Source organism: Paenibacillus sp. WLX2291, assembly GCF_046603665.1.
GTDB lineage: Bacteria > Bacillota > Bacilli > Paenibacillales > Paenibacillaceae > Saccharibacillus.
On record NZ_CP176755.1, the window covers coordinates 2527450 to 2543334 of the forward strand.

Below are 15885 nucleotides of genomic sequence, written 5' to 3' on the forward strand. Positions count from 1 at the left end.
TGCTGTTGGCTGATCTGAGGATAAAGGAGGTGAATCCCTTTGCAGGACTTTCAAGACTGGTTACCTTATGTCATGTCACTGATGCTGATTATCGTGCTGACCTGTTCCCTGATTTTGCGTTTATATTGCGATGTGACACGCTTTTGGCTGATTGGCAGCCGTAACGAAGATCATCATTTCTTTCCGCTGATCCTGTCCATTACGAGCCATCCGGCACCGCTGCGCTTATCGCGTATGATCCGCCGGAAGGAAGCGCCGGACGATGATAATTCAGACTGTGTATCCTTGTTGACCTCATCCACTATGAATGATCAACAAGGAGGAACAACATGGAAGGTTTCAAGGGATTCACAATCGGTAAAAGAGGTCGTTTATACGGTCTGATTATTATGGCATTGATGGTTCTACTATTATCAGGATGCAGCAACAATGTCAGTTCTATTGATGCCACTACACCGGGATTTTTTAACCATTACGTCGTTTATCCGCTATCCTATAGTATGCAGCATATCGCTGGCTGGTTTGGCGGCAGCTACGGAATGGCGATTATCGTGCTTACGCTGATCGTGCGGCTCGTATTGTTGCCATTAATGATGAGACAAGCCAAGTCACAGCAGGGCATGAAGAAGATTATGAGCAAAATGCAGCCTGAGCTGGATGCATTAAAGCAAAAATACGGCGACAAAAAAGACGCTGCTCAGCAACAGAAAATGCAGCAGGAAATGATGGAGCTGTACAAAAAGCATAATTTTAATCCGCTAAATATCGGTTGTTTGCCGATTCTGATTCAATTACCGATTTTGTCTGGTATGTACACAGCGATTCGTCTCACACCAGAGCTGTCCACGCATTCCTTCTTATGGTTCAAGTTGGGGCAGCCTGACTGGATTCTGGCGATTATCGTAGCGGTATTGTATCTGTTCCAAGCCAAGATTTCGCAGAAAACGATGACACCGGAGCAGCAAAAGCAAATGGCGATGATGGCGTACATTTCGCCGATTATGATGGCATTTTTCTCGTTTAGCGCACCGGCAGCGATGCCGCTCTACTGGATGGTAAGCGGTACGTTCCTGATTTTACAAACACTGCTGTTCCAGCGGATGTATCCGGTCGATGCAGCGCCAATTGCTGAAGCGGCAGAGGCGGTGATCGAAGAAGAATTTGGTAAACCACAATCCAAAAAAACGTCTACATCGTCCCAAACTTCTTCGGTTTCGACTTCATCATCGAAATCGGCAGTGCAACTGAAGCAAAACGATGCGTCAGATGCGACAGCAATGCGTGCTTCAACAGCACCATCTTCAAACAGTAGCAAACGCAAAAAAAATAAAAAGTCATCTGTCAGCAAACCAGCCAATCCGGCAAAGTTGTAACATTGTTCCAAAGCAAGGGTTTGCACCAATCGCAATGACGCTCATATCACCGTAAAATGCTATATTATCCTTTTCCAGCCATTTCCTATTCGAGGGAGATGGCTTTTTGCTATTGTTGGAAGGATGAACATGTGCTTCTCTGATATAAATTATGTTTGTATAGTAATCCATACAGGGATCATCAGGAATGAGCTGGATGATAAAAAGTGAAATAAAGCGCTTACCCAATTCTGTAATGGGAATTTGTCAGTTTTAGTATAGAACAGCTGTAAAATCTGGTAAGCTATATGTATAGAAATAAATAAAGATAGATAACCATCAGACGATGGAGTGGAAGGGAAATGAGGCAATGAAGCTGTTCAAGATCATCATCCAGATTGCGCTGCTGTACGCATTCGCCTGGCTGGGCGGTATGATTCAACAGTGGCTGCATCTGTCGATCCCAGGTAGTATTCTTGGATTACTGCTGTTATTTGTATTGTTATTGTGCCGGGTCATTCCGGTATCGTGGATTGAGAAGGGCAGCAATACGCTGCTTTTTTATTTGCCGCTCTTTTTCGTACCGGCAACGGTTGGTGTGGTCAACCATCTCGATCTGTTCGTCGGTAAAGGGCTATTGCTGGTCGCTGTTGTGATCGTTAGCACAGCGCTTACGATTGTGATTGCCGGTCATGTCAGTCAATGGCTAGCGATGCGCATGGAGCAGAAAACAGCTGCTGTTATAACCGAAGTATCGGAAACGACGAAAGAAACCGAATGGTCGCGGAATGATTCTGGCGAACGTGTAATGAATCTGACGATGGATAAGCATACTAGCGACGATAATATCGCTGATCAGCGCAATCCCTTTAACCATGAGGAGGATCAAAGCACCCCATTGCATCCTACATCTAAGCAGAAGGCAAATATTCCTGCACGAAAATGTGGTAGCAGTGGCGGTTCAACAGGAACTGCTGTGTATCGAGAGAAGGGCGATCGCTTATGAATATTTTGCTAGCTGTCATCATTGTTGTACTGACAGTGTTCATCTATGCGGTAATGGCGATCATTTACAAAAAATATCGGTTGCCGTTTCTCATGCCTGCGCTGACAGGCACGGCGGGGATTGTTGTTTTGCTCGTGTTATTTCATGTGCCGTATTCGACGTATATGGTCGGCGGGCAGTGGATTAATCAGCTGCTTGGACCGGGTGTAGTGGCGCTTGCGTATCCGCTATACAAGCAGCGGCAGCAATTGTTGAAAAACTGGCTGCCAATTGTCGGCGGATCGCTGGCAGGCGTATTTGCAGGAATGCTCAGTGGGATGCTGCTAGCGGTCATGTGTGGATTCAGCCGCAACTTTATTTTATCCGTCGTGCCCAAATCGGTTACCACGCCGGTAGCGATTCAGATCGTCAATCATCTGGGCGGCGACTCATCGCTAACATCGGTATTTGTGATGATCGCCGGATTCACTGGAGCGGTAGCGGGTGTCTATTTGTTAAAATTGTTCCGTATCCATCATATGATCGGTAGCGGTATTGCTCTGGGGAGTGCGAGTCATGCACTTGGTACTGCCAAAGCGCTAGAAATTGGCGAGCGTGCATCATCTATGAGTTCGATTGCAATGACGATTAGCGCAATTGTTGCTTCCATTATCGCGCCGTTCGTTGTTTGGCTGGTGTTTAATTAACAAAAATAAATCCCGTTTGCTGCTCCCAACAGCAGAGCGGGATCATTTTTTGTTTATGCTTAGTTGATTCCCACTTTATACTGCGTCACTCCTCGTGCAGGAGTATAGATTGAAAGTTCGCGAAGAAGTTAGCCGGATCGCTCTTACTGCATAACCTCTTATTATGCGTTACACTATGAAAATCCCTGTTCATTTCTTGCATATTCTAGTATTTATTTTTATTTCTACAGGTTGTCATCAGTAAATAGGAATACTATAATAAACATATGAACAATTGCTCATGTGTTTTATTTTATGAAAATACGGATAATAATACTAAGAACGAATGCACAAGGAGCTGATACTATGTCACCCCAATCTACCAAACCGAACAACCAATATAATAACGATGAACATCATGACCATGCTCATGATCACGATGAAACTACCCAGCATGATCATTCGCATCAACATCATCATGATCACAGTCATCGCGGACATTCACATAGCCATGGACATTCGCACAGTCACGGGCACGGTCATTCTCACGCCCACACAACGAACAAGAAATCGCTAACTATCGCCTTTTTCCTGATCGCCAGCTTTATGATCGTAGAAGTGATCGGTGGACTGGTCACTAACAGTCTAGCACTGTTATCAGATGCCGGGCATATGCTGAGCGATGCGGCGGCACTCGGCTTGAGTCTGTTAGCGATGATATGGGGACAGCGGCAGGCGAATCGGGATAAATCCTACGGCTACAAACGATTTGAAGTGCTGGCGGCATTTCTGAACGGGATTGCTTTGACGGTCATCTCCATTTATATTTTCTGGGAAGCCTTTGAGCGGTTTGGCAATCCGCCGGGCGTAGCGAGTTCTGGCATGCTGTTGATTGCGATTATCGGTTTGCTAGTTAATATTGCTGCCGCTTTTGTATTAATGCGGGGCGAAGGTTCGTCGGATAATCTGAATATGCGTAGTGCTTTATTGCACGTATTCGGCGATCTGCTCGGATCGGTTGGCGCGATTATTGCAGCGCTGCTCATCATGGCATTTGGCTGGAATCTGGCAGACCCGATCGCCAGTGTGATCGTGGCGGTGCTTGTACTGGTCAGCGCTTACCGGATTACACGTGATTCCATTCATATTCTGATGGAAGGAACACCAGCGAATATTGATACTGAAGACATGAAGCAACGTCTTGGACAGATTCAGCATGTGAACGGCGTTCACGATCTGCACGTCTGGTCGCTCACTTCGGAATTGCCGCTATTGAGCTGTCATCTGATCATCGACCACCGGGATAACGGATCATCCATCATGAAACAAGCTCGTGCTTTGTTGCAAAAGCAGTACGGTATCGGGCATATTACAATCCAGCTAGAAACCCCTGATATGAAATGCACAGGCAACGAACATTAAGCTACCCCATGAGTACAATGCCTATACGTAAAATGCATAGGAATCTGAATACCGTATAGCAATGTTGATATGTTGATGTACAATCGTAATGTTCGTTTACACTCCTGTATATGATCAGGAACCAGTTTCATCTAAAATAATATTATATGTAAAAGCAAAAGCTCTCCATGTCCTGATCATATACAGGATGGAGAGCTTGTGTTATTTATGGATCAAATGCTGATGCGTCTGTTTGAAAATCTCCTCAACGTGATGATCGTCCAGCGAATAAAATACCGTTTTACCTACTTTGCGCGGTTTCACGATTCGCATATTACGCAAATATCGTAGCTGGTGCGAAACGGCAGATTGCGTCATATCCAATACGTCGCAAATATCATGCACACACAGCTCTTGCTGCAACAGTGCGTAAATGAGTCGTACCCGTGTCGGGTCGCCCAATGCTTTAAAAATTTCCGCCATCGATAGCGCGGTGTCGTCGCTGATCAGTTCTTGCTTGATACGAGCAAGTGTCTGCTGTGAAGCTTCACTGGCGTTCTCGCAATGACCGCATTCCTCGATAAGTGTTTCCTGCTTCACGAAATTCACCTTCCTCGTATAACGTCGTATCTACATTATACCAAAAATCGTTGTGATTACGAATAACAATTTTGCAAAGGAAAGGCTCTACTTTCCATTGTGTATATGGCATATGATTCATATGAACAGGAACGGTGTAAAAATGCTCGTTACGAACTGTCGGAATTTGGCGACTATGTGGTATGATCATCTTCTGTGGTCTGTACAATGAAACGAATGTGTTGCGGTTAACAGTAAGTTGAATATAAGTTCAGTTTGTATGACGACAACATTGTAAATGAAACGGATGTATGGTTTATTGTGCAAGCATAATCGACTTTGACGCTGTAGACTAAACAAACAACAAGACATGAATGTGCGAAAACAAACGGTGGATGAGCAATAGAGCTGAGTCTGCTAATATGTTGCACTGCCTGTAACTGGAGGATGTAGATGTGGTTGAAACGGTACTCGCTATTGCTATTTTTATTGTCACACTGACGTTTGTCATCTGGCAGCCTCGAAATCTGTCCATTGGTTGGTCGGCATGTGGGGGAGCGGCGATTGCGCTGCTGACCGGCGTTGTTGGCTGGCAGGATGTGCAGGATGTGACTGGTATTGTATGGAATGCGACCCTTGCTTTTGTAGCGATTATTATTATTTCGCTCGTGCTGGATCGGATTGGATTTTTTGAATGGGCAGCGCTGCATATGGCGCGGCTGTCGCATGGGAATGGGCTGCGGATGTTTATTTACATCTCGGTGCTGGGTGCGGTAGTCTCGGCACTATTTGCCAACGATGGCGCGGCGCTCATTCTAACGCCGATTGTACTCGCAATGGTACGGGCGCTCAAGCTGGAAGAGAAGTATGTATTTCCATTTATTATCGCAGGTGGATTTATTGCGGATACGACCTCGTTGCCGCTCACTGTAAGTAATCTAGTCAACATTGTCTCGGCGGATTATTTTGGTGTGACCTTTATGGAATATGCGGCACGCATGATTATTCCGAATCTGTTCTCGCTAGCAGCGAGTATTCTCGTATTATATTTGTATTTTCGTAAAAGTATTCCGCATACGTTTGACGAAAGTCAGCTGAAGGAGCCGATTAAGGCGATTCGCGACCTCAAGCTGTTCAAACTGTCATGGTGGGTACTGGGACTGCTGCTGGTAGGGTATTTTGTCAGCGAATTTCTGCATATTCCGGTCTCGGTTGTGGCGGGTGTGATCGCGATCTTTTTCCTGATTATGGCGAATCGTAGCAGTACGGTGCAGGCGCGCGAAGTGCTGCGGAATGCGCCGTGGGCGATTGTCTTTTTCTCAATTGGGATGTATGTGGTTGTATATGGATTACGTAATGCGGGGCTGACATCGATTCTGGCAGAATGGATTCAAGCATTCTCGAATCATGGACTGCTGGCGGCGACGATGGGAATGGGTTTCCTGTCGGCAATGTTGTCATCTGTGATGAATAATTTGCCCACAGTGCTAATCAATGCGTTGGCGATTCATTCGTCCGGTGTACAGGGCGTCGTGCAGGAAGGTCTGGTGTATGCGAATGTCATCGGCTCTGACCTCGGTCCCAAAATCACACCGATTGGTTCGCTCGCAACACTACTCTGGCTACATGTGCTCGGTAACAAAGGCATTCGCATCACATGGGGTACGTACTTCAAAATCGGTCTGATTCTGACCATTCCGACGCTGTTCCTCACACTGCTTGGTCTATACTTGTGGCTGAGCATCTTGGGTGGTTAACGCATTTGATCAATAAAGGTACAAAAGAAACCGGCAAGTATACAAGATGTCAGCTACAGAGGCACATCTACTATACTTGCCGTTTTTTTGTGTTTTCATATAATATCTACAGCTCTATCCTATTATGACTCTGTTAGTTTCATGATGTTCTATCGCTTTTCAATGATTTATTAGGTTACGACGCTATATTACATTACGATAGTATATTGTACATTGATACTCTATTGCATGTTGATACTCTATTACACGTTCATACTATTTTATAATACATTGCCAGATCACTACACTATGTTCAATTGGAAGTCCGCCAGCAACCTTGCAATTTACGCAATAATACAATTTGCCCTGCATGATAGGCATCATGGATGAGCCAACCGGCAAGCTGTTGACCACGGTTTATATGGGTATCTGGATAAGGTGCAGCAAGCGATTCATCGTCATATGCATCAATCATATCGCGCAATGCTAGCGATGTATCGGTCACATCACGAACAAGCTGCTGCCAGCCTGCTTCATCATATGGATCGCCCGGAGAACCAAAGGTTTGCAAATTATTTTCTGCTTCAGCACCCGGATCTTTATCCTGATGGCGATTCAATACACGCTGATTATAATGCTGAATATGATTGACGTACTGACGAATCGTCAAATTATCGCCTTGCGGTTGCCATGCCGCTTGCTGAGCAGTCAAGCCTTCCAAAGCTAGTGAGAGCGGAACAATCCAGTCTTCATCCTTCCAGATTTGATCCTTTTGCAGTAATAACAGATCCACTTTGAGCTTACTCATCATATTGCCTCCTTCGGGTTGTATCCCGTATAGTGGACGATCTGTGAAGCAGCAGAAGATTGGTGGAAACCTCATTTAGAAAATAGTAGCGACATTATGAGTGTAAAAATGGTGCTTACAGAGATGTTATGTGTAAATGTAACTTTCTATCTCACTCATAGATCGTTACAATAGTATTAAACATAATAGAATATACGTAACCATCTATTTTATTTAAGATAGTTACGTCGGGTGTATCTATGACAGATGTATTGATGTATCTAAGACTAGTATATTGATGGATCTAACATATTTACATTGAATGCGTATGATCAAATGTTCCGCTAACTAGTAACATACACTAGTAAAGCATGAGCTAGTAAATAAAATTACAATCATATATGAGCAATAACGACAGGATAGGTGAATAATTATGGATATGATGTGGACTGATTTTTTGAATAGCGATTATCACGACTGGAAGGAAGGCAAGCATGACGAAGACAAATTGCCGCTACCTACATGGCAGCAGCGTTTTCTGGAGCAGCATCAGCTGAAGGCAGATGTACCGGCGAATGAGCAGCAACTAGCCATGTTATGTACATTACGTACACAACTAAGCAAAATAGCAGCAGAAGTCGCTACAGGTGAATCGTTGTCTGCCAAGCATATGCAGTATTTGAATGACATGTTGGCAGGTGCTTCGTTGCAACGACAACTACAGATGGACAAGGATCAGCTAACGCTACATTATGTGTGTCAGCAGACAGGTTGGGATGTGGTAGCGGCGGAGATTGTAGCTGATTTTGCAGCAACATTGTTACATGGTGATGCTCGGCGTATCCGTCATTGCGATAACCCGGATTGCCGCTGGGTCTTTTACGACGATACACGTAGCCGAACGAAGCGCTATTGCGATGACAAGTTATGCGGCAATCTCATGAAGGTTCGTCGTTTTCGAGCACGACAAAAGAACAAGAAATTATAAAGAAGCTCCAATCCTCATTATCCAATAGTTGCCAAACCTAACAACTGGCAGTACAATAAAATCCATATTACATGCGATGACGAGAAGAGTAGACTTGATTTGCGCTTCAACAGAGAGCTCCGGTAGCTGAGAAGGAGTGAAAGCAATCCAGTCGAAACAAGCCTCTGAGCAGCATATCGGAACCGGTCAGCGGGGATGGTATGACAGGCGCTCCTGTTATAGAGCTGGGGTATAATCGGCGTTTCCCTCATAGTCATATGAATCCATGTGAAATGATAGGCGGCACGACGACGTACCCGACAAGGCGGATGCAGTGATGCAGCCGCGAACTGGGGTGGCACCGCGATCACAATCTCGTCCCCAAGACAAATGTCTTGGAGGTGGGATTTTTTTGTTTTATGGCACATGTGGAGACGAGTTCTTCACACGGTCACAGTGGATTGCCAACTGGGAAATAGATGAGTAGCAGTATGTCATTCATATGTAGCTACCAATACGATTCATCGTTTCCTCAAACTTGAAGGAGGTCACCCCATCACCATGTTAAATACGAATAAAACCCATTTCATCGAACACGAACCTGCTGAGCATGAGCATTTTATTACTCGCATCATAAAAGAAGATGTAGCAGCAGGCACATTCAATCGCCCGATCGCCACACGTTTTCCGCCAGAGCCAAACGGTTATTTGCATATCGGCAGCGCCTTTGCCATTATTTTGAATGCAAGTATGGCGCAACAGTTTGATGGCAACTTCGTTCTGCGGTTCGATGATACGAATCCGCTCAAGGAGGATGAAGAGTACGTACATGCGATTATTCATGATCTGGCATGGCTCGGTTATCGTCCAGCGGTGCATTACGGTTCCGATTATAGCGAGGAATATTACGCTGCCGCGATACAACTGATTAACAAAGGAAAAGCATATGTATGCGACTTGACGCCAGTGGAAATGGCGCAATACCGGGGTACACTAACCGAAAAAGGAACAGACAGCCCCTATCGCAACCGTAGTATCGAGGAGAATCTGAAGCTATTATCTGCCATGCGTGCAGGTCAATTTGCTACTGGAGAAAAGGTGCTGCGTGCGCGTATTGATATGGGATCTCCCAATGTGAATTTGCGTGACCCTGTGCTGTATCGGATCATTCATACCCCGCATTACCGTACAGGCAAAGAGTGGTGCATATACCCGATGTATGATTTTGCTCATCCGATTCAGGATTGGAAGGAAGGTATCACGCATTCGTTATGCTCTATTGAATTTAAGGAGCATCGACCATTGTACGATTGGGTGCTGCGTGAGCTGGACATTGCCGAGCCGCCGAAGCAACGTGAGTTTGGACGATTGAATATTAGCGGTGTAGTAACGAGCAAGCGCTATTTGCGGCAGCTTGTGGAAGGCGGATATGTGGATGGCTGGGATGATCCGCGGTTGCCAACGTTACAAGGGATGCGTCGTCGCGGGTATACTGCGGATAGCATTCATGCCTTTTTTCGTGATGTTGGTATGATTCGGGCAAACACTACCGTGGATCTGGGCATGCTGGAGCACGCTGTTCGTCAGGATCTCAAGCCCAAAGCAATGTCTGTCATGGTCGTTCTGAATCCGGTTAAAGTGATCATTACGAACTATGATGCAGCTGCTACGGAATGGCTGGAAGTAGAGAATCATCCGCAACAGGAACATAGGGGGACACGTCTGCTTCCATTCACACGCGAGATCTGGATTGAGCGTGAGGATGTGATGGAAGTGCCAGAGCGCGGTTTTCATCGGTTATCGCCGGGTGTGGAAGTACGGCTGAAAGGGGCGTATTTTATCCGCTGCCAGCATATTCTGCACGATCCAGACACAGGAGAAATCAGCGAAGTACATTGTACGTATGATCCGGACACTCGAAGTGGAAGTGGCTTTGACGCACGTAAAGTAAAATCAACGATTCACTGGGTAGCTGCGCATCATGCAGTTCCCGTAGAAGTGCATGTATATCACTCGCTGCTTACGGAAGAGGGTGAAGTGAAACACGATAGTAACACAAGCCAAGTTCTTGAAGGAAGTAAACATGTTAAAGTTAATGAGGATATCAATGTAGACGAAGGTGTGAAGCCAGATGCCGAATCTCACACAGAACATAATATAGATGAAGATGATCCATGGCATCATCGCGTTCGCTCGGATTCGCGTATTGTGATGAAGCATGCTGTAGCAGAGCCGATGCTCCTTCATCCCGATCCTGAGGCACATTACCAATTTATCCGGCATGGTTATTTTGTGACCGATAGCCGATACAGCCGCGACGATCATCCTGTATTCAATCGTGTCGTATCCCTCAAGGACTCATGGAAAAGAAGCTGAGTGCAAAGAGGAATTACGATTCAATAATTCAATAGTCATCCAACAGCACACAGATTGATTTTGATACAAAATAGAAGCTCAGAATGCACTACTATGTAACAGCTCCTAATACAAAGCTAGCATATAGAAGCTGACATATAATAGAACGAAGAGAACAAACAATAGGTCAGATCAGTATCATCCCGATGCCGATCTGACCTGTTTTTGTCATATATACCGTTTTGGCTTTGACATTGGGATCGGTGAAACGTATACTGTACATAACATATGAACAATTACTCATGTATTGATAAAATAAAAAAATATAGCAAAGGCAGTAGGCAGATAAGATACAGCCTTTTCGCTAAAAGGAGGAATCAGCATGGGACAGACATCGTTACAGTTGACTACCCGTGAGCTGACATTAGACGGACTGCATTGTGCCAATTGTGCAAGGAAGATCGAGAACGGCGTCAGCAAAATCAAAGGCGTATCGTCATGCTCAGTCAACTTTGTCAACAAAACATTGACACTTGAAACGGAGCAAGAGCAGGCGGAACAAGTGGCTGGGGAAGCCGCACGTACTGTCAATCGGATCGAACCACACATACAGGTCAAGATCAAAGCACCCATCGCTCAGACAACTGCTGTCAACCAAAAGAATCGTATCCATGCAGATGGGTCTGCTTCACATACTCATTATGATCATCCGATGCTGGCGCCTGCGCAGAACGAGCGGATGAATGCTCCAACCAATACAGAGCAAACCCAGCAACATTCTCATGAATCCTTACACAACCACCAAGCACATAACCATGCTCATAACCACCAAGAACATACTCATGCTCATAGTAGTAATCAGCAACGGAATCTGCTTATCCGTTTGCTAGGCGGAGGTATTTTGCTGGCGGGCGGTTTGATCTTGCCAGTGTCTGGTTGGGCGGAGCTAACACTATTTCTGCTTGCTTATGTGATCGCTGGTGGCGATATTGTCTGGCAGGCAGTGCGCAATATTGTGCGCGGGCAAGTATTTGATGAATATTTTCTAATGGCGATAGCGACGATTGGTGCGTTTCTGATCGGTCAATACCCGGAAGGGGTTGCCGTTATGCTCTTTTACCAACTCGGTGAGATGTTTCAGGGATATGCGGTAGAGCGTTCACGTCGCTCCATCGCTGAACTGATGAATATTCGCCCGGATTATGCTAATTTGCAAACGGCGGAAGGCATGTCTCAAGTCTCGCCAGAGACTGTACAAATTGGCGATCATATTATGATCAAGCCGGGGGAAAAGGTGCCGCTGGATGGTATCGTAGTTGAAGGTAGCTCTATGCTTGATACATCCGCCCTGACCGGTGAATCGGTTCCACGCCATGCCCAGACTGGCAGCGAAGTACTGGCAGGCTTTGTGAACAAAAATGGTGTGTTAACGCTGGAAGTTAGCCGTGGATTCGGCGAATCGTCAGTCGCGAAGATTCTGGAGCTGGTGCAAAATGCCAGCAGCAAAAAGGCACAAACCGAGAAATTCATTACCAAGTTCGCCCGGTATTACACACCAGCAGTAGTCATTATCGCAACCTTGCTCGCTGTCGTACCGCCGCTGCTGATCAGCGGAGCGTCATTTACTGATTGGATCTATCGTGCGCTTGTCTTTCTCGTGATTTCCTGTCCGTGTGCACTCGTCGTTTCGATTCCGTTAGGCTTTTTCGGAGGCATTGGTGCTGCATCCCGTAACGGTATTCTCGTTAAGGGCAGTAACTATCTGGAAGCATTACATGGAGTCAAGTATGTCGTATTCGACAAAACAGGCACATTGACCAAAGGAACATTTGCTGTAACCGGCATGTATCCGGCAGACGGTACATCGTTTACACAGCAACAATTGCTGGAAATTGCCGCTTATGCAGAACTGCATTCCAGCCATCCCATTGCCGAATCGATCCGCGACGCTTACCCACATGCCTTGCAGCAGGAACGTATTCGCGACTATAGTGAGCATGCGGGTTATGGCATTGAAGTGATGTGGGATGATCGCCAGATACTAGCTGGTAATCGACGACTCATGGAGCAGCATCAGATTGTTCCAGCTGAGTCAGCAGAGGCAGGAACGGTTGTGCATCTGGCTGTAGATGGAATGTACGCCGGGCATCTTGTGATTGCCGATGAGATCAAGCCGGATGCCGCAGCAGCTATCTCCATGCTCAAGCAACAAGGCATTCGCAAAGTCATTATGCTCACTGGCGACAATCGTCAAACGGCTGAACGAGTAGCGTATCAACTGGGAGTAGATGAGGTGTATTCCGAATTGTTGCCTCAGGACAAAGTAGCCCAATTGGAACGATTGAATGACCTGCGCACACGCGGAGAGAAAATCATCTTTGTCGGTGATGGCATTAACGATACACCTGTACTTGCTCAGGCAGACATCGGGGTAGCGATGGGCGGTCTTGGTTCAGATGCGGCGATTGAAGCGGCGGATGTGGTCATTATGAATGACGAACCATCCCGTCTGCCAGCGGCAATTGGAATTGCTCGCCGTACCCGCCTTATTGTTTGGCAAAATATATGGTTTGCACTAGGTGTAAAAGTAATCTTTATGACATTGGGTGCTTTCGGTATCGCTACGATGTGGGAAGCTGTATTCTCGGATGTGGGCGTTACCTTACTGGCAGTATTAAACGCCATGCGGGTGCTGCGTATTAATATATCGTCTCTGTTACCGTCTGTTACTACCGTATTTGCCCCTATAAAATCGGTGAAAAGTAACTGATTTGTTACTGTGTTATGTATAAGGAAAGGCTGCACGACTGTGTGTAGCCTTTTTGCAGTACTATTTTTAATATCCAATATATGGGACGAACGACGTGAGTATGAGTAGATTCTTAACATAATTTCATAGTTAATCATTCGTAATACCTATCTGTAAGACGATATAAATACCCAATACATTACATCTTTTTCACAATTGCTTCATAATAAAAAGAAAGAAAACTAGTTCTTTTTAACCAAAAATCGACAAAATACATATTATCAACTTAGGTCTTTTGTGTTATGATATTTTTGAATCATTTACTTGCTTATATAAGTCATAAGCAGTCCAATTTTACAGTTTTGACTGAATTCTATCTAAAGCATGCAAACAATGGGAATGGACACTTGAGCATGACGCAGTTGCTGCATTTTAAACTAATATAATTCCTGCTGTATGGCTGTGCGAATACGTACAGACAGGTTAGAGATAAGGGGAACATGGTCATGAAATTGCAAAATTATATCTTTGGAAATCAATACTTGGATGTACAAGATGACGAAGGCAATATGTTTGTTGGTCGGGTAGAGGAATTTAACGAAGAGTTCATCATACTTGCTGATATTGCACGACTGGAGCATATCGCCCCGCGCGAGAAATTGCCTTTAAGTGAAATGATGAAAAAGGACGTTTTCGCCTTTTTTGTTGGTCAAAACAAGCTGAAATACCAGTTTAAAACGAGAATTACACGCAGTGATGAGAATCAAGTTCGTATCAAACTGCAAAGCCCTAACCCAGACGAGATCATCAAAATCCAAAACCGCGACTATTTACGGATTAGCACGTCACTACGCTGCGATCTACAGGTTATGGAAGAAGATGATCTGGAATTGCAAATTTACACACATGATATTAGCGGCGGTGGATTGTCCTTTTACAGTCGTCAACCGGTCAATTTCCAGAAATACGAAGGTACACTGTATTTGTACAAAGGCAGCAACGAAATGTCGCTACCGTTCAAAGCCGATCTTGTCTATATGAATCAACTGGAAGACCAGAAATATAAAGTAGCTCTTAAATATAGCGACATCAAGGAACAGCACCGGAACCATATTATTCGTTATGCTATTCAAGAACAGGTGCGTTTCCGTAAGTAAGAAAGCATATTGTTCCTATACATCCTGCCCCCGGTTGACACTGGGGAGCAGGATTTTTGCATTACAATGATCATAAATCAGTTTTTATATATGCGACGTATTAGCGTGTTTTTGACACGATTTTGTACCAGAAGGTTGATACATAAACTAATAATGCCATAATATTGATTATGGTTTTACGTTATTATCCATAAAAAGTTAAAAATATCAAAAAAATTTATAGATTCATATTTACGAAAAACGTCCTGCTTCTTCTAGTAGCAACTCGTTCTTTGGTGAAATGCATACAGGAGAATATACCCTGCATCTGACTGTAGATTCCGACGAAATTTGACAAACAAAGGTAAAATGATTTAACCTGTTAAAGGTTACAAAATTTTAACAAGTGATTCATTTTACTACTTAATGGAATCCTAAACAGCTATGGAATACGTTCCACATGAGCCGTTTATCTGTTACCCGACGTTCTTGACACGAATTTATTGCACAGCGGGTAGGTTACTTAATGGGAAAAAGCTCTACATAATGAATGTTTGCTGCCCGTGTATACCTCTGAAATAACTCCGCAAGCACCGAAGGGAGAAGTATTTGTTTGAAGAAATTGATATTGTCTCTGCTGGCTGCGGCTGTGATCTGCACAGCACAACCGGACGGCGCATCTGCCAGCACACCGACATTTAAAAGTGAAATCAAAAGCCAAGCAACTCGCGTGATGGGTACACCTTATGTAATGGGTGGAACGAGTACACGCGGTTTCGACTGCTCCGGCTTTACTCGATATGTATATAAGAAGTTGAATAAATCTCTACCTCGCACAGCGAGACAACAAGCCAAAATAGGCAAAGCAGTCTATAAGGGGAATTTGTCCGTTGGGGATCTGGTCTTTTTTAATACGATGGGATACGGTATCTCACATGTAGGTATCTATATCGGTAATAACAAATTCATCCATTCCGCCAGCAGCACAGGCGTAACAATCAGCAGCTTGTCTCAGTCGTATTACAAAAATCGGTATGTAACAGCGAGACGAGTTGTAAAGTGAATCGGCTGGCAATCGCTATCTAAATTTCAACATTGTACTGTAACGAGACATACATGTACCAAACGATGCTTCCTGTTATAAAAGTTGAT

General features: G+C 44.8%; 12 protein-coding genes, 1 pseudogene and 1 other annotated feature. Of the genes and pseudogenes, 11 read left to right on the top strand and 2 right to left on the bottom strand.

All coding sequences use genetic code 11. The features are described 5' to 3' along the window. Nucleotides 1-39: 39 nt before the first annotated feature. The 5 genes and pseudogenes from ACDE64_RS10920 (at nt 40) to ACDE64_RS10940 (ending at nt 4445) form a co-directional block, all read left to right on the top strand. Nucleotides 40-384 (top strand): hypothetical protein, encoded by a 345-nt coding sequence (locus ACDE64_RS10920; RefSeq protein WP_411346484.1) that lies wholly within the window; start codon nt 40-42, stop codon nt 382-384. Continuing rightward, a pseudogene (gene yidC / locus ACDE64_RS10925) lies at nt 330-1121 on the top strand (membrane protein insertase YidC); the annotation flags it as partial. The gene ACDE64_RS10920 and the pseudogene yidC, both read left to right, overlap by 55 nt. Nucleotides 1122-1722: 601 nt before the next feature. Beyond that, nucleotides 1723-2358 carry a CidA/LrgA family protein gene (locus ACDE64_RS10930; RefSeq protein ID WP_411350017.1) on the top strand — a complete coding sequence of 212 codons (636 nt, stop codon included), beginning with the start codon at nt 1723-1725 and terminating at the stop codon, nt 2356-2358. Next, the gene (locus tag ACDE64_RS10935) at nt 2355-3044 is read left to right on the top strand and encodes an LrgB family protein (protein ID WP_411350018.1); all 690 of its coding nucleotides are present in this window, start codon (nt 2355-2357) and stop codon (nt 3042-3044) included. Before ACDE64_RS10930 ends, ACDE64_RS10935 begins: the two co-directional genes overlap by 4 nt. A 345-nt stretch (nt 3045-3389) precedes the next feature. Further along, entirely contained in the window at nt 3390-4445 is a 1056-nt protein-coding gene (locus tag ACDE64_RS10940; protein WP_411350020.1) for a cation diffusion facilitator family transporter, read from the top strand. Between the two features lie 201 nt (nt 4446-4646). On the opposite strand, the gene ACDE64_RS10945 is transcribed toward ACDE64_RS10940, so the two are convergent. Continuing rightward, a complete protein-coding gene (locus ACDE64_RS10945) occupies nt 4647-5024 on the bottom strand; it encodes an ArsR/SmtB family transcription factor (RefSeq protein ID WP_411346488.1) in 378 nt (125 codons plus the stop codon). 434 nt (nt 5025-5458) lie between these two features. Here ACDE64_RS10945 and ACDE64_RS10950 point away from each other — a divergent pair, with 434 nt between their 5' ends. Next, complete coding sequence (locus tag ACDE64_RS10950; protein ID WP_411350021.1) at nt 5459-6760, top strand: arsenic transporter; 1302 nt, start codon at nt 5459-5461, stop codon at nt 6758-6760. Between the two features lie 292 nt (nt 6761-7052). Here ACDE64_RS10950 and ACDE64_RS10955 read toward each other — a convergent pair whose 3' ends face one another. Beyond that, nucleotides 7053-7550, bottom strand: a complete 498-nt coding sequence (locus tag ACDE64_RS10955) for a DinB family protein (protein ID WP_411350022.1) — start codon at nt 7548-7550, stop codon at nt 7053-7055. Nucleotides 7551-7959: 409 nt separating this feature from the next. Here ACDE64_RS10955 and ACDE64_RS10960 point away from each other — a divergent pair, with 409 nt between their 5' ends. The 5 genes from ACDE64_RS10960 to ACDE64_RS10980 all read left to right on the top strand — a co-directional run bounded on the left by ACDE64_RS10960 (nt 7960) and on the right by ACDE64_RS10980 (nt 15796). Beyond that, a complete protein-coding gene (locus tag ACDE64_RS10960; protein WP_411350023.1) occupies nt 7960-8514 on the top strand; it encodes a CGNR zinc finger domain-containing protein in 555 nt (184 codons plus the stop codon). Nucleotides 8515-8581: 67 nt separating this feature from the next. Then, nucleotides 8582-8879, top strand: a binding site (T-box leader). Between the two features lie 175 nt (nt 8880-9054). Continuing rightward, nucleotides 9055-10869 (top strand): glutamine--tRNA ligase/YqeY domain fusion protein, encoded by a 1815-nt coding sequence (locus tag ACDE64_RS10965; RefSeq protein ID WP_411350024.1) that lies wholly within the window; start codon nt 9055-9057, stop codon nt 10867-10869. A 361-nt stretch (nt 10870-11230) separates the two neighbouring features. Next, nucleotides 11231-13618 (top strand): heavy metal translocating P-type ATPase, encoded by a 2388-nt coding sequence (locus ACDE64_RS10970; protein WP_411350025.1) that lies wholly within the window; start codon nt 11231-11233, stop codon nt 13616-13618. 485 nt (nt 13619-14103) lie between these two features. After that, the gene (locus ACDE64_RS10975) at nt 14104-14754 is read left to right on the top strand and encodes a flagellar brake protein (RefSeq protein WP_411346494.1); all 651 of its coding nucleotides are present in this window, start codon (nt 14104-14106) and stop codon (nt 14752-14754) included. A 592-nt stretch (nt 14755-15346) separates the two neighbouring features. Next, nucleotides 15347-15796, top strand: a complete 450-nt coding sequence (locus tag ACDE64_RS10980) for a C40 family peptidase (protein ID WP_411346495.1) — start codon at nt 15347-15349, stop codon at nt 15794-15796. Nucleotides 15797-15885: the final 89 nt, after the last annotated feature.

Excerpts from the sequence above, each read along its gene's own strand:
- ACDE64_RS10935 (WP_411350018.1), top strand. The coding sequence starts at position 2,355 with ATGAATATTTTGCTAGCTGTCATCATTGTTGTACTGACAGTGTTCATC.
- ACDE64_RS10975 (WP_411346494.1), top strand. The coding sequence starts at position 14,104 with ATGAAATTGCAAAATTATATCTTTGGAAATCAATACTTGGATGTACAA.
- ACDE64_RS10930 (WP_411350017.1), top strand. The coding sequence starts at position 1,723 with ATGAAGCTGTTCAAGATCATCATCCAGATTGCGCTGCTGTACGCATTC.
- ACDE64_RS10960 (WP_411350023.1), top strand. The coding sequence starts at position 7,960 with ATGGATATGATGTGGACTGATTTTTTGAATAGCGATTATCACGACTGG.
- ACDE64_RS10970 (WP_411350025.1), top strand. The coding sequence starts at position 11,231 with ATGGGACAGACATCGTTACAGTTGACTACCCGTGAGCTGACATTAGAC.
- ACDE64_RS10955 (WP_411350022.1), bottom strand. The coding sequence starts at position 7,550 with ATGATGAGTAAGCTCAAAGTGGATCTGTTATTACTGCAAAAGGATCAA.
- ACDE64_RS10940 (WP_411350020.1), top strand. The coding sequence starts at position 3,390 with ATGTCACCCCAATCTACCAAACCGAACAACCAATATAATAACGATGAA.
- ACDE64_RS10965 (WP_411350024.1), top strand. The coding sequence starts at position 9,055 with ATGTTAAATACGAATAAAACCCATTTCATCGAACACGAACCTGCTGAG.